Annotated in this window: 18 protein-coding genes, 1 tRNA gene and 1 pseudogene; 8 read left to right on the top strand and 12 right to left on the bottom strand. The window is 68.9% G+C overall.

Annotated elements, in window-relative coordinates:
* Positions 1–10: 10 nt before the first annotated feature.
* From ABZW11_RS21770 to htpX, 7 genes and pseudogenes are all read left to right on the top strand, one after another.
* The gene (locus tag ABZW11_RS21770) at positions 11–1,144 is read left to right on the top strand and encodes a 4Fe-4S binding protein (RefSeq protein WP_355419734.1); all 1,134 of its coding nucleotides are present in this window, start codon (positions 11–13) and stop codon (positions 1,142–1,144) included.
* Positions 1,141–1,887, top strand: a complete 747-nt coding sequence (locus ABZW11_RS21775; RefSeq protein ID WP_355419736.1) for an NADH-quinone oxidoreductase subunit J — start codon at positions 1,141–1,143, stop codon at positions 1,885–1,887. The genes ABZW11_RS21770 and ABZW11_RS21775 overlap by 4 nt, the downstream gene beginning before the upstream one ends.
* Positions 1,887–2,204 (top strand): annotated as a pseudogene (gene nuoK, locus ABZW11_RS21780) (NADH-quinone oxidoreductase subunit NuoK); the annotation flags it as partial. The gene ABZW11_RS21775 and the pseudogene nuoK, both read left to right, overlap by 1 nt.
* A 161-nt stretch (positions 2,205–2,365) precedes the next feature.
* Positions 2,366–4,279, top strand: a complete 1,914-nt coding sequence (locus ABZW11_RS21785) for an NADH-quinone oxidoreductase subunit L (protein ID WP_355419738.1) — start codon at positions 2,366–2,368, stop codon at positions 4,277–4,279.
* Between the two features lie 84 nt (positions 4,280–4,363).
* Positions 4,364–6,181: an NADH-quinone oxidoreductase subunit M gene (locus ABZW11_RS21790; protein ID WP_355419740.1), complete on the top strand. Its 1,818-nt coding sequence runs from the start codon at positions 4,364–4,366 to the stop codon at positions 6,179–6,181.
* On the top strand, positions 6,178–7,653 hold the full coding sequence (locus ABZW11_RS21795; protein WP_355419742.1) for an NADH-quinone oxidoreductase subunit N: 1,476 nt from the start codon (positions 6,178–6,180) through the stop codon (positions 7,651–7,653). Before ABZW11_RS21790 ends, ABZW11_RS21795 begins: the two co-directional genes overlap by 4 nt.
* A 103-nt stretch (positions 7,654–7,756) precedes the next feature.
* Positions 7,757–8,608, top strand: coding sequence for a zinc metalloprotease HtpX (gene htpX, locus ABZW11_RS21800; protein WP_345394587.1), 852 nt, complete (start codon positions 7,757–7,759; stop codon positions 8,606–8,608).
* Positions 8,609–8,611: 3 nt separating this feature from the next.
* On the opposite strand, the gene ABZW11_RS21805 is transcribed toward htpX, so the two are convergent.
* Both ABZW11_RS21805 and ABZW11_RS21810 read right to left on the bottom strand, forming a co-directional pair.
* Positions 8,612–9,076 carry an NUDIX domain-containing protein gene (locus tag ABZW11_RS21805; RefSeq protein WP_355419744.1) on the bottom strand — a complete coding sequence of 155 codons (465 nt, stop codon included), beginning with the start codon at positions 9,074–9,076 and terminating at the stop codon, positions 8,612–8,614.
* 195 nt (positions 9,077–9,271) lie between these two features.
* Positions 9,272–9,772, bottom strand: coding sequence for a YajQ family cyclic di-GMP-binding protein (locus tag ABZW11_RS21810; protein ID WP_355419888.1), 501 nt, complete (start codon positions 9,770–9,772; stop codon positions 9,272–9,274).
* 272 nt (positions 9,773–10,044) lie between these two features.
* Between ABZW11_RS21810 and ABZW11_RS21815 the strand changes: the two genes are divergently transcribed.
* Positions 10,045–10,129: transfer RNA gene (locus tag ABZW11_RS21815), tRNA-Tyr, on the top strand.
* Between the two features lie 245 nt (positions 10,130–10,374).
* On the opposite strand, the gene ABZW11_RS21820 is transcribed toward ABZW11_RS21815, so the two are convergent.
* The 10 genes from ABZW11_RS21820 to ABZW11_RS21865 form a co-directional block, all read right to left on the bottom strand.
* Positions 10,375–11,742, bottom strand: a complete 1,368-nt coding sequence (locus tag ABZW11_RS21820; RefSeq protein WP_355419746.1) for a tyrosine-type recombinase/integrase — start codon at positions 11,740–11,742, stop codon at positions 10,375–10,377.
* A gap of 14 nt (positions 11,743–11,756) precedes the next feature.
* Complete coding sequence (locus tag ABZW11_RS21825; RefSeq protein WP_345394610.1) at positions 11,757–11,948, bottom strand: helix-turn-helix domain-containing protein; 192 nt, start codon at positions 11,946–11,948, stop codon at positions 11,757–11,759.
* Positions 11,945–13,558 carry a replication initiator gene (locus ABZW11_RS21830; RefSeq protein ID WP_355419748.1) on the bottom strand — a complete coding sequence of 538 codons (1,614 nt, stop codon included), beginning with the start codon at positions 13,556–13,558 and terminating at the stop codon, positions 11,945–11,947. The genes ABZW11_RS21825 and ABZW11_RS21830 overlap by 4 nt, the downstream gene beginning before the upstream one ends.
* Positions 13,555–13,758 (bottom strand): hypothetical protein, encoded by a 204-nt coding sequence (locus ABZW11_RS21835; RefSeq protein ID WP_355419750.1) that lies wholly within the window; start codon positions 13,756–13,758, stop codon positions 13,555–13,557. Before ABZW11_RS21835 ends, ABZW11_RS21830 begins: the two co-directional genes overlap by 4 nt.
* Positions 13,755–15,173, bottom strand: coding sequence for an FtsK/SpoIIIE domain-containing protein (locus ABZW11_RS21840; RefSeq protein ID WP_355419752.1), 1,419 nt, complete (start codon positions 15,171–15,173; stop codon positions 13,755–13,757). The genes ABZW11_RS21835 and ABZW11_RS21840 overlap by 4 nt, the downstream gene beginning before the upstream one ends.
* 86 nt (positions 15,174–15,259) lie before the next feature.
* Positions 15,260–15,574 (bottom strand): hypothetical protein, encoded by a 315-nt coding sequence (locus tag ABZW11_RS21845; protein WP_355419754.1) that lies wholly within the window; start codon positions 15,572–15,574, stop codon positions 15,260–15,262.
* The gene (locus ABZW11_RS21850) at positions 15,571–15,837 is read right to left on the bottom strand and encodes a hypothetical protein (protein ID WP_355419756.1); all 267 of its coding nucleotides are present in this window, start codon (positions 15,835–15,837) and stop codon (positions 15,571–15,573) included. Before ABZW11_RS21850 ends, ABZW11_RS21845 begins: the two co-directional genes overlap by 4 nt.
* The gene (locus tag ABZW11_RS21855; protein ID WP_355419758.1) at positions 15,838–16,263 is read right to left on the bottom strand and encodes a plasmid replication, integration and excision activator; all 426 of its coding nucleotides are present in this window, start codon (positions 16,261–16,263) and stop codon (positions 15,838–15,840) included.
* A gap of 122 nt (positions 16,264–16,385) precedes the next feature.
* The gene (locus tag ABZW11_RS21860; RefSeq protein ID WP_355419760.1) at positions 16,386–17,102 is read right to left on the bottom strand and encodes a GntR family transcriptional regulator; all 717 of its coding nucleotides are present in this window, start codon (positions 17,100–17,102) and stop codon (positions 16,386–16,388) included.
* Between the two features lie 65 nt (positions 17,103–17,167).
* Entirely contained in the window at positions 17,168–17,647 is a 480-nt protein-coding gene (locus tag ABZW11_RS21865; RefSeq protein WP_355419762.1) for a hypothetical protein, read from the bottom strand.
* Between the last annotated feature and the right edge of the window lie 296 nt (positions 17,648–17,943).

The raw sequence follows: 17,943 nt of genomic DNA on the forward strand, positions 1-17,943 counted from the left end.
CCTTCGCCACATGCTGCGCAAATCCGTCACGCAGCAATACCCCGAGGTCAAGCCCGACCTGCCGCCCCGCAGCCGCGGCGTCATCGCGCTGGTCGAGGAGAACTGCACCTCGTGCATGCTCTGCGCCCGCGAATGCCCCGACTGGTGCATCTACATCGACTCGCACAAGGAGACGATCCCGGCGCCTGAGGGCGGCCGCGCCAGGCAGCGCAACGTCCTCGACCGCTTCGCGATCGACTTCTCACTCTGCATGTACTGCGGCATCTGCATCGAGGTCTGCCCGTTCGACGCGCTCTTCTGGTCCCCGGAGTTCGAGTACGCGGAAGGCGACATCCGCAACCTCCTCCACGAGAAGGACAAACTGTCCACCTGGGTCCAGACCGTCCCCCCGCCGCCCGCTCACGACCCAGGCGCCGAGCCCCCCAAGGAACTGACCACAGCCCGCCGCCCACCCCGCCCCACCACCCCCAAGAGAGACCAGCCACCCGCGGCCAAGCGCACCCCAACCCCGGAGAAGGCCTCAATTCCCAGCAGGGAAGAGGGAACCACGGCAACTTCCGGCACAGACCAGGGCACAACGGTGGCTTCCGGCCCAGACCAGGGCACAACGGTGGCTTCCGGCCCAGACCAGGGCGCCACACCGGCAGTAGATGCGGGGCCCACGCAGGGCACCACGCCCGCCGAACAGGGCCCCACCGCCGGGCCGTCCCGCCCGGGCGGCCGGCCTCGCCGCGCCATGACGAACGTACGAGGAATCCGCCCTCCAGGCGCCCTCCCGTCGAAGGACGAACCCTCCGCAGGCCCAGCCCCGCAGCCCCCATCGCCCGCAGAAGAGGCAAAGGGCCCCGCGCCAGAAGCGGACCAGCAGCCCGCGCCTCAAGACGAGCAGTCCGCACCTCAAGACGAGCAGTCCGCACCTCAAGAGAACCCCGCACAGAAAGACCGAGAAGGGCCTTCATCCACAGGCGAGCCGCCTCCCGGCGAGTTGTCCACAGCCGAGGGCGAGCCGCCGCCGAAGCCCGATCAGCAAGGGCAGACTTCTGCCGCGAGCCGCCGCCGGCGCAGGATGGCCGATCCACGGTCCATCCGGCCCCCAGGGCGGCTCGGTCCTGACGAGTCGGAGGAGTCCGAGGAGGAGTCGTGACCGAGGCGGTGCCCTCCTACCTGTCACCCACCGGGCAAGAGATCGTCTTCTTGCTGCTGGGAGCGGTAGCGGTTGGATCGGCGCTGCTCGTCGTCATGACCAGGCAAATCGTCCACGCGGCCCTCTGGCTCGTGGTCTGCTTCGGCGCGCTCGCCGGGGGCTACCTCGTTCTCACGGCGGAGTTCGTGGCCTGGGTCCAGGTGCTCATCTACGTGGGCGCGATCATCGTGCTGCTCCTGTTCGGCATCATGCTCACCCGCGCGCCCATAGGCCGCTCAGCCGACCTCGACAGCGGCAACAAAGTGGTGGCGGCCGTAGTGGCGGTGGCGACGGCGGCGATCCTCGTCACGGTCGTGATCGACGGCTTCCGTACGGCCTACACACCTCTGACCCCGGGCCCCGGCGCCGCCAAGGAGCTGGGCGCCAGCATCTTCGCGACGTGGGTCCTACCCTTCGAGGCACTGTCCGTCCTCCTGCTGGCAGCCCTGATCGGCGCCATAGTCCTGTCCCGCACCGACATCCCGGGCGCCCCCGACCGCACCTCCGCACGGCAGCAAGGAAACAACGGCCCCGCCCTCACACCTGGCAGCCGGCAGAGCCCCTCACCATCCGACGGACCCGAGCGCAGCACATCCTCGGACCAGGCCGTGCACGACGTGTCATCCGACGAGAGCGTGAACGGCCCGGCACCCGACGAGGCCGCTGCGGACGGCGCACCACCCGACAAGACCGGGGGTCAGTAGTGCACATCGTCTACCCGGCGGTCGTCTCCGCGCTCCTGTTCTCCATCGGCGTCTACGGCGTGCTCGCACGGCGCAACACGATCCTCGTCCTGATGTCGGTCGAGCTGATGCTCAACGCCGTCAACCTCAACCTGGTCGCGTTCGACGTGTGGCTGGGTGACCGGCTGCACAGCGGCCAGGTGCTCACTCTCTTCGTCATCGTCATCGCCGCCGCCGAGGTGGGCCTGGGCCTGGCCATCGTGCTCGCCCTCTACCGCAACCGGCAGACCATCGACCTGGACCACCTCCGTGCCCTCACCGAACCCGCCGACGACGACACCCGCACCCCGGCCGGCCACGCCGGCACACCCCACGAGGTGGGGGACGGTCGTACGAGTCCACCCGACGGTCGCCCCAGCACGACGGCCGAGCCCGCGAGACCGGCCGGCCACACCAAGGACGACTCCGAGCGCCCCGTCAACCGAGGCGGTGGTAAGCGATGACGACCTTCCCCCTCCTGGCCGTGCTGCTCCCGTTCGCAGCCGCGGCGGCCGGTCTGCTGTTGTCCCGCTGGCGCCCAGGCAGACCGCCGACGACCACCAGACCGCCGACGACCACGACGGGCGCCGACCGGGCGGCCTGGATCGCCATCCTCCCCACCGCGGCAGCAGCCGTCCTGGCGGCCTGGCTGGCCTGGACGCCGGGTTTCAGTTACTTCACGCACACCACCACACCAGCCTCGCCCACCGGCCAGCCCTACGGCACGATCACCACCGGCGGCGTCCCGATCTCCCTGACGCTCCAGGCCGACGCGCTCTCCGCCGTCCTGGGCGTCCTCGTGACCCTGGTGGCGCTGGCCGTACAGATCTATTCGGTCGGCTACCTCAGAGACGACCCGCGCTACCCCTCCTACAGCGCCTTCATCAGCCTGTTCACCAGCGCGATGCTCCTGGTCGTCTACGCGGGCGACCTCCTGGTCCTCTACGTGGGCTGGGAGATCATGGGCCTCTGCTCCTACCTCCTCATCGGTCACTGGTGGGAAGACCGCGGCAATTCGCGCGCCGCGATCAAGGCGTTCCTGGTGACGCGGCTGGGCGACGTCGGCTTCCTGTTCGGCATCTTCGTGCTCGGCATGGGCGCGGGCAGCTTCCGCATCGCCGACGTCCTGGCGAGGGTGCCGGAGATGTCCACGGCGACGGTCGTGACGGCCACGATGCTGCTGCTGGCCGGTGTCGCGGGCAAGAGCGCCCAGGTGCCGCTGCACACGTGGCTGCCCGACGCCATGGCGGGCCCGACCCCGATCAGCGCGCTGATCCACGCCGCCACGATGGTCGCGGCCGGCATCTTCATCGTGGCCAGGCTGTTCCCCGCGTTCCTCGCCGCACGGCCCACGCTCGACGTGCTGGCCGTCATGGCGGCGCTCGGCATGCTGGGCGCCGCGCTGGCCGCCCTCGCCCAGGACGACCTGAAACGCGTGCTCGCCTACTCCACGGTCAGTCAGCTCGCCTACATGGCGGGCGGGCTCGCGGCCGGCTCCGACACCGCGGCCGTCTTCCACCTGCTCACGCACGGCGCGTTCAAGGCGCTGCTGTTCCTGTGCGCGGGCGTGGTGATCCACCACGTCGGCTCCAACCTGATGACGCAGATGGGCGGCCTGCGCAGGGAACTGCCGGTGACGTTCGTGACGATGACGATCGGGTTCGCCGCCCTGATGGGCCTCCCGCCGGCCAGCGGGTTCTTCAGCAAGGACGGCCTGCTCCTCGCGATGGACCGCGCCCTGGCCGGCCCTGGCCTGACCGACGCGGCGGCCCTCCTCCTGTACGGATGCGCGCTCGCGACCGTCGCCGTCACCGGCGCGTACGCCACCAGAGCCTGGCTGCGCACCTTCTTCGGCGAGCCCAGAGCCGTGGCGCTCCCGGAGCCGCCGCCCGGCACCGCCCACGTCGTGGACGTCAGGGAGGCTCCGCGCACGATGCTCGTCCCCGTCGCCGTCCTGGCCGTCCCTGCCCTGCTGCTCGGCTTCGCGGGTGAGCTGCACGTCGCGTTCGGCGTGGCCGCCGTCAGCGTCGTGCTCGCGCTACTCGGCGCGGGCGTCGTCTACGCGTTCTGGCGCAGCGACCCCCTCGCCGACCCGGCCCGCCTCCTGGGGCCGCTGCGGGCGCCGTGCGAGCGGGCGTTCTACGCCGACACCCTGTACGCGGCCCTGTTCGTCCGCCCGATCCTGGCCCTGGCCACGGCGGTCGTGCGGACGGACGACACGGTCGTGGACGGCGCCGTACGCGGATCGGGCAGGTCGGCCCGCGGCCTGTCGGGACTGTTGCGCCTGGCCCAGAACGGCAACGTCCAGCTCTATGTGAGCGGCCTCCTGGCCGGCGTCCTGCTGATCGCGGTGGGGGCGGTGGTGTTCACATGACGCGGCGGACCCGGGCGGTGATGTGCGCATGATGGCCTGGCCCTCGACGCCGATCACGGGGCGATTTCGGGCGGTGGTGTGCAGATGATGGCCTGGCTCCCGGTCGTCCTCCTGGCCGTGCCGCTGCTGGGCGCCCTCCTGCTCCTCCTCGCCCCAGACGCGCTGCGTCCCGTGCTCAGAGCGTACGGACTGGTCCTCTCGGCCGTCACGCTGGTCGCGAGCCTCGTGCTCGTGGCGGCCTTCGACTACGCCCGCCCGGCCGCGATGCAGTTCGAGCTGGACCTGCCGTGGATCCCCGACCTGGGGCTGCGCTTCCACCTCGGCGTCGACGGCATCTCGCTGCCGCTGGTCACGCTGACGGCGCTGCTGACGTTCCTGTGCTTCGTCTACCTCAGCCGGGGACGCGGAGCCGTGGGGGCACGGCCGAGGGCGCTCGTGTTCACGCTGCTGGTGCTCGAAGTGGGCATGATCGGCACGTTCCTGGCCCTCGACCTGCTGCTGTTCTTCGTCTTCTTCGAGATCGTCCTCATCCCGATGTACTTCCTGATCGGCATCTGGGGCGGCGAGGGGCGCAGGGCGGCGTCGGTCAAGTTCATCCTGTACACGCTGCTGGGCTCGGTCGTCATGCTGCTCGGCCTGCTGCTGGTCTGGGCGCAGGCGGGCACGCTGGACATCGTGGCGCTCACCGAGTCCCACGGGGCCGGGATGTCGAGGTCCGTGCAGATCCTGGCGTTCGTGGCGATCGGCGTGGGTCTGGCGGTGAAGACGCCGATGTGGCCGCTGCACACCTGGCTGCCCGACGCCCACACCGAGGCGCCCACCGTCGGCTCGGTGCTGCTCGCGGGCGTGCTGCTGAAGATGGGCACGTACGGTTTCGCCCGCATCGCCATCCCCGTCCTGCCCGAGGGGGCGGCGGCGGTGGCGCCGTGGCTGGGGGCGTTCGCGGTGGTCGGCATCGTGTACGGCGCCCTGGCCTGCCTGGCCCAGCATGACCTGAAGCGCATGATCGCGTACTCGTCGGTCGGCCACATGGGCTTCGTCCTGCTCGGCTTCGCCACGCTCACCCCGGTCGGCATCAACGGCGCACTCTTCGCGAACGTCGCCCACGGCCTCATCACCGGCCTGCTGTTCTTCCTGGCCGGCGCCATCAAAGAACGCCACCACACCGCCGACATGCCCACCCTGGGCGGCGGCCTGCTGGCACGGCTGCCCAGGCTGGGCTCGCTGCTGACGTTCGCGGCGATCGCCTCCCTGGGGTTGCCGGGGCTGGCCGGGTTCTGGGGCGAGATGCTGGCGCTGCTCGGGGCGTTCCAGCCGGGTGCCGGGCTGCCGCTCGGGTTGTTCCGTACGTACATGGTGATCGGCGGGCTCGGCGCGGTGCTGACGGCGGCGTACTTCCTGGTCATGCTGTCGCGTGTCACCCACGGACGGCCGCGCACGGCCGCCGGGACGGAACGGCCGGCGGTGGACGACCGCCTGATGCCCAGCACCGTCCCTGACGAGCGCCCGGTCACCCCGACCACCCCGGACGGGCGTCCGGTCTCGCGGACCACCTCGAACGAGCGTCCGGTCGCGCCGACCACCCCGGACGAGCGCTCGTTCGCGCCGGCCGGCCGGGAGCCCGATGCGGCGGCCACCGGGGACGAACGCGCCGCCGCGCCGAACGGCCCGGCCCGTGACGCGGGGTCCATCCCGGCGTCCATCCCGGCGGCCACCACCGCTGTGCACGGCTCCGCGACCGCGCTGGCGGAGCGTACGGCCCCGGCGCCCGACGTCGAGCCCAGCGAGTGGCTGGCCTGGACCCCGCTGGTGATCCTGACCCTGCTGTTCGGCCTCTGGCCCGGCCTGCTGCTCTCCCTGACCACACCCCCCGTGCAAGCCCTGCTGGGAGCCCTCTCATGATCCAGCAGATCGACTACTTCGTGATCGCACCCCCGCTGGTGCTGGCCCTGACGGCGGCCCTGGTGCTGCTGCTCGACGCGTTCCTGCCGTCCCGCCCGCTCCTGAGTGGCCTGCTGACGCTGGCGGGGGTCGTGATCGCGGCCGGGTTCGTGGTCGCGCAGGCGCTCGGCACAGGCTCGCGGTCGACGTTCTGCGTCCCGCGAAACCTGGGCGGAACGGCGATGACGTGCTCGTTCGTGGCCGACGGTTTCACGCTGGTGTTCGCCGGGCTGGTGCTGGTGGCCGCGGCGGTGGTCATCCTCATGTCGATGACCGAGCTGGCCCGCGGCGGCATCCCCGTAGGCGAGTGGTACTTCCTCCTCCTCTGTACCCTCGTCGGCGCGGTCAGCCTGCCCGCGTCCCGCGACCTGATCATGCTCGTCGTGGCGCTCGAGCTGGTCTCGCTCCCCGTCTTCGCCCTCACCGCGCTCAAACGCTACGACGGCCGCTCGTCGGAGGCGGCGGTGAAGCTGTTCCTGGTGTCGGTGGTCTCGACCGCGATCATGCTGTTCGGCGTCTCCCTCCTGTACGGCATCGCGGGCACGGTCTATCTGTCCCGCTTGTCCGGAGTGTTCGGCGGCCAGGTGGCGGCTCCAGGGGCTCCAGGGGCCATGCCAGAGGGCTTGCCCGCGGTCGTGACGGTCGGCGTGGTGCTCGTGGCCGCCGGATTCGCGTTCAAGATCGCCGCGGTGCCGTTCCATGCGTGGGCGGCCGACGTCTACCAGGGCGCGCCCGTTCCGGTCGCCGCGCTGCTCTCGGTCATCTCGAAGGCGTCCGGATTCGCCGGGTTGATCCTCGTGCTGGTCGCCGCGCTCGGCGGGCAGGCGGACACCTGGGCGCCGATCGTCGGCATCGTGTCCGCGCTCACCATGACCGTGGGCAACCTGCTCGCGATGCGCCAGCGTTCCGCCGTACGCCTGCTGGCCTGGTCCTCCGTCGCGCAGTCCGGCTACATCCTGGCGCCGCTCGCGGTAACGGGCGAGTCCGCGGTGCGGTCGTCCATCGCGTACCTGGTCATCTACGCCGCCATGAACCTCGGCGCGTTCACCGTCGTCATGCTCGTCTCGCGCACCGAGCTCGACGACTACCGCGGCCTGGCGTTCCGGCGCCCGGCGGCCGGGCTGGCGCTGGCGTTCTGCCTGATCTGCCTGGCCGGCCTGCCGCCCGGGCTGGCCGGGCTGTTCGCGAAGGTGTTCGTCTTCCGCGAGATCGTCGCGGGCGGCGCCGGCTGGCTGGCGCTCGTCATGGCCGTCAACACCGTGATCGGCCTCTACTACTACGCCGTCTGGACCGCCCGCCTGTTCGCCCCCGGCGACCGCGCGCCACTCAGGGCGCCCGCCACCGCCTGGTACGCCATGGGCGTGGCCGTGGTGGCGGCCGTGCTGTTCTCGTTCGCGCCGCAGCTCGTGCTCGACGTGTCGTCCCTGTCCTGACCCCCGCGCGTCGCGCTCCGCCCCCATGTGAGCACATTGGGGAACGAAGAGCCGGGTCGTCTTCGTTGGACGTGGTGAACCCGGACCACGAAGGGGGGGGACCTTGCACCACAACGGTCTGCGCACCGCCGTATTGCTCGGCGGGCTGTCGGCGCTGATTCTCGCGGTGGGCGCGTGGTTGGGCGGCGGTACCGGTGTGCAGGTCGCGCTCATGCTCGCGCTGGCGAGCAACGGTGTCGCGTACTTCTTCTCCGACCGCATCGCCCTGTCGGCGATGCGCGCCAGGCCGGTCAGCGAGGTCGAGCAGCCCACCCTCTACCGAATCGTCCGCGAGCTGTCCACCGAGGCCCGCCAGCCGATGCCGCGCCTGTACATCTCGCCGACGGCGCAGCCGAACGCGTTCGCGACCGGCAGAAGCCCGCGCAGGGCGGCCGTGTGCGTCACGTACGGGCTGACCCGGCTGCTCGACGAGTCCGAGCTGCGCGGCGTGATCGGGCACGAGCTGTCCCACGTGTACAACCGCGACATCCTGATCTCCTCGGTGGCGGGCGCGCTCGCCACGATGATCACCTGGCTCAGCTACGTGACCGTGTTCTTCGGCGGCTCCGACGACGACGAGGGGCCGGGCTTCCTCGGCGCGCTGCTGATGATGGTGCTGGGCCCGGTGGCAGCCATGATGGTGCAGATGGCGATCTCCCGTACACGGGAGTTCCAGGCGGACGAATCGGGCGCCCGGCTCACCGGCGACCCGCTCGCCCTCGCCTCGGCCCTCCGCAAGATCGAGATGGGCGCGCGCCGGCTTCCGCTTCCCGAGAACAGCCGCCTGACCTCGGCCTCGCACATGATGATCGCGAACCCGTTCAGCGGCTCCGGCTTCGGCCGCCTGTTCTCCACCCACCCGCCCACCTCGGAGCGGGTCGCCCGTCTGGAGCGCATGGCGGGCTACCGCCGCTGAGGACTACTCGACCGCGGTGATCTTCCGCAGGATCACCGCGAGGTCCTCGGGAAAGACGGTCTCGTCGGTGGCCTCGAGCTCCTCGGCGCTCCACCAGCGGTGCCCGAGCGTCGTGTCCTTCTCGATCTGCTCCATGTGCTCGAACGACACCACCGCCTGCCCGCCGAGCCGGATCGCGAAGAATGCCTGGTCCTGGGTGAAGGCGTAGTCGGCCCACTCGAACTCGACCAGCGCCTCGGCATGCGGCCCCGTGAACTCCTCGACCCGCGCCCGGACGCCGACCTCCTCATACAGCTCGCGCGCCGCCGCCTCCTGCAGCGTCTCGCCGTCCTCCCTGGCCCCGCCGATCGTGAACCAGAACCGCCGCTCCGGCTGAGCCGGATCGAGACCGTGCAGCAGGAGAACGCGGTCATGCTCGTCGATGGGCAGCACGCGCGCCGTGAAGCGACGCAGGGGGATTTTCGTCACGTCTATGGAGCATACGGTCGCAGTCGTACGACGGGACGTACCGGACCGAAAGGGTGCGGTCGCGGTCGTACGGCGGGACGTTTCGGATCGAAACGGTGCGGCCCGAGGCACAAGGCGCGTCGCTGACGGCGCTTCGCCGCCGTCCTGCCGCCGTTGTGCCCCGGATCACGAGCCGGCCCAGCATGCTCTGGCTGACTAGCGGTAGTTCACGAACTGCAGGGCGATGTCCAGATCCTTACCCTTGAGCAGGGCGATGACGTCCTGGAGGTCGTCCTTCTTCTTGGAGCTGACCCGAAGCTCTTCGCCCTGAATCTGCGCCTTGACCCCCTTCGGCCCCTCGTCGCGGATCAGCTTGGAGATCTTCTTGGCGTGCTCCTGGTCGATGCCCTCCTTGAGGGCCACCATCAGGCGGTATTCCTTGCCGGACAGCTTCGGCTCTTCGGCGTCCAGGACCTTCAGCGAAAGCCCACGCTTGACGATCTTCTCCTTGAAGACGTCGAGCGCCGCGTTCGCCCGCTCCTCACTGTTCGCCTTGATCTCGATGTTGTTCTGCCCGGACCAGCTGATGCTGGCCCCCGTACCCTTGAAGTCGAAGCGGTGCCCGAGCTCCTTGACCGTCTGATTGAGGGCGTTGTCGACCTCCTGGCGGTCGATCTTGCTAACGATGTCGAAAGATGAATCGGCCAAAGCACCCATCCTCTCAGCTGCGGTGAACCGGCCCGGCTTCGAACGCACGGACCCAGCGCACGAGCCTAGCCAGCATCGGCCCGCCGTGCAGGACCCCGCCCCCTTGCTCACCCCGTACCCCGACCCTCCCGCTCCCTCCCTTTCACCCCATCCGCCCCCTGCCGCGCAGGGGTGGTGAGCTGGACCGAGATCGAGAGAGCTCCGGCTCGGGACAAACCGGTGTCACGTACACCTCCGAAGTCCGCTATCCTTCTTTCTGTCGCCGCGAGAGCGGATGGCACGGCAGGTTGCCCGAGTGGCCAAAGGGAGCGGTCTGTAAAACCGTCGGCTCAGCCTACGCAAGTTCGAACCTTGCACCTGCCACCAGCAGTAAGTGCAGCTCAGAGGCCCTACGGGGCCTCTTCTGCATTTCAGGGGTGTGCAGCCGGATGCCGCTCTGAGCGGCCCGTTGCCGCAGGTCCCGGAATATGTCCGGAATGGATCTTGGAGTGTTTCCCCTGGTCGGAGGCCATGATCCGGAGGATTCGCGGAACGCGCGGGCGTGGGAACGCATGGGGAACGGCGAAGGGTCCCGGTGGCGTTCCGGGACCCTTCGGGGCGGTGCTGGTTGATCATGCGGGGAGGGCGTCCTCGATCCGCTTGTTGGCGATCTCCTGGTGGCCGTCGAGGCACTTGGCATAGACCCTGAGGAGCACGTCCACGCCGTGCCCGGCTCGTTCGGCCACGTCCGGAGCGGGCACGCCTACGTTCAGCCAGAGGGACACTGCCGCGTGCCTCAGGTCGTACGGGCGCCGAGCGAGCGGTGAGGCGAACTGGGCGGGCGTCAGGGCCAGCTTCCGGGCCTCTTGCCAGACCTCCGTGTAGGCCGTCGAGGCGACGACTCCACCACGCTCGCTGCGGAACAGCCGGCCATCCTCGGCGATGCCGAACTCCTCGATGTGTTGCCGAAGAATCCGAACCAGCTTGGGTGGGATGGGCACCGGCCGGACATCGTCGCGGCCCCGGTGCTTGAGCCCGCGTTCCTCGTGGGCGTCGCCGGTGTCGGTCCACTGGACGTTGACCTCCGGCCGGGAGACATCCACGAGGATGCGGCCCCAGCCAGTTGCCGGAAGATGACAGTCCTGGTGACGGAGCGCCACCGTCTCGCCGGGGCGGAGGGCGGCGTAGTACATGCAGGCGAACATGGCCTGAAGCCGACGCCCGCGGCCCCGCCCGCCCACTGAGGCAACTGCGGCCAGCAATGCCTCAGCCTGACGAGGATTCACCACCACCCGAGGGTCTACGGTCTCCGTGGTCTTGGGCGGTTTCCACTTGACCTTGTGCACGGGGTTGGAGGGCAGTTCCTCCAGCTCCACTGCGTACTCCAGAACAGCGTGAAGGACCGCGCGCTTGCGACGGACCGTGTTGGCGCTCGCGGGCTTGCCGTCGAGGCGGAGGGCGAGGGTGTCGAGCGCCAGACGTACCGTCTTGGTCTCGTTCAGGTCGGTCAGGTCGAGCGAGGCACCTTCCAGCCACCGAAGCGCCTGCTTGCTCTCCAACGGCATATCAGGGCGACGTCTGGCCTCAGGCAGGAGGGCGTACTTGCGCAGGGCCGTACGCAAGATCTCGGCGTCCGGACGGCCGGGGCGGTCCTTCGTGAGAGCGGGCAGGACCGTGGCGAGAGCGTCAGAGATGCTGTCACGTGTCTTGGCCGCCGCGTGCGGCCACTTCATGTCGATGTACGCCCTGACGAAGGCGTAGACGGTACGCGCCTCCTTCGCCTTGAGCATCGACTGAGGCAGGCCCGTCTCCAGGTCGAACAGCTCACCCTTCTTGGCGGCCTGGCGCAAGTCGGAGAGCCAGTTGTTCGCCTGAGCCGACGTGCGGAAGGTCTTGGACTTCTCCCGCGCCGCCACGGTCCAGCGCACTGTGTAGGAGATCGTTTTGCGGTTCTCGCCGGGCTTGGTGGACTTGTTCGGGCGGATGTCCCAGAACTTCACGTCGTATGAGGCGTTCACGCGACCTCCCTCAAGGACTCCAGCCAGATGTTGAGCTCGCTGCGGTAGATGCGGAGTTCGCCGTTGGGCAGGCGGATGCCGTGGGGAGCCTTGCCGATCTCACGCCAGCGGTAGAAGGTGCGTCGGGAGACTCCGCCGAGTTCGTCGAGGACCTGGCGGACGGTCAGTAGTTCGTCGTGCTTGCTCATGCGGCCCTCGCCATGTCCTCGGTTGCCGAAAGATCTTGTCCGGCTGCTCTGGCCTCCAGTTCGCGGAGGTGAGCGCGCCAGCGTTGGCGTTCGTGGACGGAGCGGAGAAGCCTGGCGGCGAGGGGTGGCACGTTTGCGTCACCGGCCGGGACGGGGCGCCAGATGTAGCGATGTGGATCGGTGGGTCCGTCGGTCTGTCCAAGGGCTTCCAGGACCCACGTTCGGCGGTCCTGCTTGTGTTCGGCGAGGGTCTTGTTGCTCCACTTGCGGGAGACCAGGACGCGGCGTCCGGCGTAGCCGAGGTGGTCGGGCTTGTGGGCTTTACCACGGCACCGGCCGGGCTGCATGCCGGACTTGGCTCCCTTGGGCTGGACGCCGTAGCGGAGCCAGTTCGGGCAGGTGGGCGAGCAGGGTTCGTAGCGGAGGGCGTCGAGCATGCGGGCGGCGTGCTCGCGTTGGGCTTGGCCGCCGTCGAGGGCGTCGCCGAGTGACTTGGTCAGGTACTTGGACAGGTAGCGGATGCACTGGTCGGCGTCTGGGGTGCCGGCCAAGACGCCTTGCACGTCGATCTGTTCGCCGAAGCGGATCATGTGGAGGGGTTCGGCGTCCTCGCCTATCGCGTCGAGGGCCTCGTCCCAGGTGGGCAGAACTTCTCCGGTGGCCGGGTCGAGGTAGCCGGCCTGCTCGTCCCAGACGGGTAGGTGGTCAGCGTCGAAGCGTACTTCGTTGGCCTGTGGCCACCAGACCTGGTGGTAGGTGGCGGCGGCGATCTGCTTGATTTCCGCTCGCGGGAGGGTGCCGCGGATGGCCATGTGCAGGTGCGGGGCGAGCCGCTTCTGAGGCTCCACCGAGGCGAAGTACTGCACGTCATAGCCTGCGACGCGGCGCAGGTTCTGCACGAACCGGTCCACGAGCTTGGAGAAGTGCAGGGCGTCTCGGGCGGCACGCCGGTAGTCGTACGCGTCCGGGTAGAGCGGTACGCCGTCGCGGACCTTGCCGTACGAGGGCAGGGTGAGTGTGACGAACAGGGACGGCCGGTAGACCTTGCCGTCGCTGCCCTGGAAGGTGCGTCCCAGGGTGGTGTGGGCCATCTTGCGCTTGGGCAGGTCAGGCGCGTCCTGTCGTCGCCGCGTGGAGCGGGAGCGCTTTGCGGCGGTACGACCGAGGACGTTGCCGCGCATCCCGGCGGCGTTGATCTCCTCGTCCAGGCCGCTGATCAGCTCGTCCAACTCGGCGGTCTCGTGGCCGGCCTTCTCAGCGGCCTCGCGCTGGGCGTGGACATCGGCGCGGAACTCGACCAGCCAGCGCTGTTCCTCGTTCGGCTCGTCCGGGGTAATTGCGGGTTCGGCGTCGAGGTGCCAGCCCTCGCGGCACTGAGCCTTGCGGAGCTGCTTGTTGCGCTTGGCACACGGCGGGCACTTGCTGTCGAAGGTGGCGCCGCACGGAACGTCGATGATCTCCCACTTGCCGGTGTACGTGTCGAGGCGCTTGAGCGGGATGGGCCGGATGCAGACGCCGTGCTGCTTGGCGACTTCCACGAGCACATCCCGAGCCATCGGCATGGACTGGCGTACGGCCCGGGGGAGTGCGCGGTCGTGCGGGTGGGTCATGCGGTCCTCCCTTCGCCGGTGGCTTCGGTCATGAGGGCGCAGAGTCGGTAGTGCTCCCGGTGGGGGTGAGCGTGGATGCGGGAGTGGTGGAGCTCGAAGACGCGCATGCGGGGGAGGTCACGGGCAGTCAGCAGGACCATCAGCGGGCGGGCGGCGACCAGGCTGATCTCATCGGCCGTCCCGTGGAAGCAAATCTTCACGCGGCCTCCCCGAACTGAGCGGCCATGGCGCGGATGTCGGTGTCGGAGACGTAGGCGGCGCGGACCCGGACGGGTTCGGGGCTGGCTTCCAGCCGGACATAGCCGACGCCCGCGCCCAGCTCCGGAATCGGCGAGATGTGATCTGCGAGCGCGCCCCGATCGCGAGCGCCGTCACCGAGGACCATGTCCACCTGTTCGGACTCGTCCAGCCGGAGGGCGATCTTGTCGGGGAACAGGTTGCGGATGTTCATGACCTCTTTGCGCGGGTCTTGGAGGGCGGCCAGGACGCCGACGCCGACCGCGCGGCCCTGTGTGGTGAGGGTGGCCAGCGCGGCGGAGATGCGCTGCCGGAGTTGCCGGTCGGACTGGTACGCGGTCAGGAACGCCACCTCGTCGACCACGACCAGGACGAACGGGTCATCGATGGTGGGGGTGTGGGAGCGCTGGAGACCGGCGAAGCGGGCGGCCCGCTTCTGCATGACGCTCACGGCCTCGTCCAGCAGGTCGGCGCACTCTTCCGGTGTGGCCGCGTACCGATCGCCGAACAGAGTGCGTCCGTAGGACAGTTCCATCAGCTTGGGGTCCAGCGCCCACAACTCGACCAGGCCAGCACGGGCGGCGGGCAGGAGGGCGCGGATGGCGGACCAGATGATTGACCCCTTGCCGGCTCCGGTCGCGCCCGCGACGAGGACATGGGTGCCGTGCACTTTGAGCCGCCATGGCCGCCCGTCCTCTTGCTTGCCGATCTCGACCGGCTCCACGGTCGGTTCCTGCGGTATGGGAAGCGCCGGGAGGGGCGAGGAGAGTGGATCGCTGCGCGGAAAGGTCAGGGTGAGCCGACCAGCGTGAGACAGGGACACCCGGCACGACGTCGCGCCGAAGCCTTGGGCCAGGTGGTCGAGGCGATCGGACCAGTCTTTGACCGCCTGGCCCTTGAGCATGCGCACGGTGACCAGGTCGGCCCACGAGGTACACGTGACCTTGCCCAGGCGCGGAAGGTAGTCACGGCCCCGGAGGTGACGGCCGAGACCAGAAACGATCATGACGGGTTGCCAGTGACGGCGGTAGACCCAGACGAGCCGCCACCAGGCCAGCAGCCGGTAGCCGACGAGGCGGGCGAACGACGGCCGGTCGAGGAACGCCCACGAGATCAGGGCCAGAACGATTGACCCGGACAGGGACGCCGTTGCAGGCCAGCCGTAGAAGTACCAGGCAGTGCTGAGGGCCACCGGGACGAGGGTCGCGATGGGGTGACGCCAGATCATGCGGACGAGTCCGGCGAGCACACGCCAGACGAGAATGACGATGGTCAGGATGGCGGGAGTGGTGACCACGGCCGGACGGAAGACGACGGCCGTGTCGGGCGTGGTGGAGACGAGGTTGCGCGCCTCGTCGCCAGGCAGCCGCTTGAACATAAGCTGGGAACCTCTCGTGATGTGGAGTCAGGGGAGAACCGAGGGGCCGCCGGAAGTTGCCGCTTCCAGCGGCCCCGCCTTATCTGTCAGGCCGCCGTGTCGCCGGCGTGCTTGCTGGCCTGTTCGGCGTGGAGCTGCTCGCAGTCGGCCAGGTAGCGAGCAGCGGCGTGGAAGATCTCGCGGGCCATGGTCAGGTCGTCGTCGGTGACCGGTCCGGCCCCGGTGGTGGAGATGTGCACGTTCGCCTCGTGGGAGGTGAAGTCCAGGTAGGGGCGCGGGTTGCTGAGCAGGAGTCCGGAACGCACCTTCAGGCGCGCGGTGTGGAAGGAGACGCTGACGTGCGGCGCGGAGTCGGCTCGCATGGACAAGGTGACGTAGGTGTAGGGCCGGTGCTCGCTCATGCCGCCACCCTGCGCCCGTCCGGGAGGCCGTAGAAGCTGCGTTCCAGGGAGCGGGCGAAGCGCGATGCTTCGCGGGCGAGCTGGCGTGCGAACTCCAGGTCTTCCTTCGTGACGGCCCCGTGGGTGGTGACCAGGACGGAGGTGGCGCCGAAGTCGAGTGCCAGGACGGGCTGACGGCGCGGGAACGGGTGGTTGAGCGTGTGGGCGGCGTGCCCGGTGGTCAGCCGGATCACGCTGTTCCGTGGCGTACGGCGTCGGGTCATTTAGGCGGCTTCCTTTCCGGCCGAAGCCTTGCTCTGGGCGGGCTGGTTGAGCTGGCGGGGTGCGTGCATTTCCCGCACTTTGATCGAGTACGCGAGGCGTCCGGCCGCGTTGACGTACGGGGTGACGGACATGCCGTCGAACTCGACGGGCGTGAACGGCAGCCCCGGCATGGGCTGCGGCGGCACCGGCTGGACCGGCGCGAGGATCTTGACCGCCACGGTTTTCTGGGCGGGCTTGAGGGTCGGGTCACCGTCCATGACCGCGACCTGCCAGACCAGCTCTGCGGTCTGCTTGTCGCGGGCCTGCACGAACCGGCCGTTCGTCGAGGCGTCGAAGTCCTTGACGGGCTCGACCTCGCCGACGATGTAGCAGCCGTGCGGGAAGACCATGGGGTAGGTGACGGGGATAGGTCCCTGGATGGCCATGTTGTTCCTCTCAGTAGCGGAGGACAGCTCTTCGTTCGCTCGTCCACTTGTCCGCATGAGTTGAGAGTAAGTGATCGCAACTCGTCCGCACAAGTGGTTGAGCAGTAAGTGGCGAGTAAGAGTTAGCTCACCTTGAAGACATCTTCGAGGACGTGCAGGCTCCCCGGCAGCGCCAGGTTCACCACCATCAGCACGTCGCCGGCCGGATCATGCACGGTGGCCAGCACCCCAAGGACCGGGTTGGACGACCCCAGCAGTTCCGCTTCCTCTTCGGTCGGCTTGCGTGCGCTGACCCGTTCGGTGATGTGGTCGAAGCGTAGATGCTTGACCGACTGAAGATGCTGGCGGAGTCCCCGCCGCAAGGGTTCAGGTCTGTCCAGGTCGGTGCCGATGGCGTGTTCCAGCGGTACCCAGATCGTCTCTACCGCCGAGACCACATCGGCTTGCCGCGCCACTCTCTTCCGTGCGATCAGCGGGGTTCCTTCGGCGACACCCAGCAGGCGTGCGACATGGCGGGGAGCCGGTACGCGCCCTGCCTCCAGGACCGCATCAGCGTCTTCGCCTTGCTCGGTTGTGTTCAGGCTGGGTCGTACGGCCTCGGCAGCGCTCTGCGGGCGGCCTTTGACGAACGACCCGCGGCCGTGCTCACGCTCGATCCACCCCTGCATGGCCAAGGTCTGGAGAGCACGCACGACAGTGGTCCGGCCGACGCCGAGTTCACGCACGAGCTGGGTCTCAGACGGCAGCATGTCACCCGGAGCGTACTCGCCCGATTCGATCCGCTCTTGGATCGTCCGCATGACCTGCGCGTACTTGGGTGGGGCGAAATCCATGCCCATCTCAACCGCCCGTTCACTCTTCCACTTGTGCGCATAAGCACAGTACCGGCTGAGGCAATGGTCTGTCAGTGGCCCTCGTCCAAAGGGCAGCAGGATGTAACCGGCTCAAGAGCCTTCACCATGGCAACGCATGTGGGACACGCTCTGGGCGCGGTCGCGGAGAAGGGCACCGACCAACCGCACATTGGCAGCGGCCGGGCCGGCGATGAGCACAACGCCACTCTGCTGCCCGGCTTCACGGCGTGCAGTTCGACCAACTGCCCCATCTTCCTCAGCCCGGTCACGAGCGCCGGGGGACCAGCGACCGTGGTGGGCTCCTTCAGTTCGAGGTCATCCCACTGGAGCGGCCAGCGCCGTATGCCATTGGGCAGTTCACAGGCAAGACCGTCGAGCTGAATCAAGGCCGTCGTGCCGTTGCTCAGAACCGCCGCCACCACGCCCTGACGCCCGACCAGTGCCGAGTGATGAGCTTGGGTGCGTGTATGGCTGTGGAAGGTGTCCACGATCGTCGCTTTCCAGCCGATGCGCGACCTCGGGCGGCTCACGATGGCTCCGAAGGCTGCCGAGACCGGAGTTCGGCGTAACGCATCGCCACCCGGCGAGCCGCCCCGAGAGGATCATTCGCCGGGTGCCACGCATAAATGACCCGGTGACGGTCGGGATTCCATCCGGTACGCCACCAGAACCGCCCACCGTCGCACCAGACGACCAAGCCCACCCAGACCGAAACCAGCGCCAGCCCATAACCATCATGGACATCGGCATCGATTCCATGGCGGCACAATTCCTGTCGCAGGAACGTTGCGGATCGACAGGAATCGCTGCTGATCAGCATGGGCGC

The organism is Nonomuraea sp. NPDC004580 (assembly GCF_040609855.1).
GTDB lineage: Bacteria > Actinomycetota > Actinomycetes > Streptosporangiales > Streptosporangiaceae > Nonomuraea > Nonomuraea salmonea.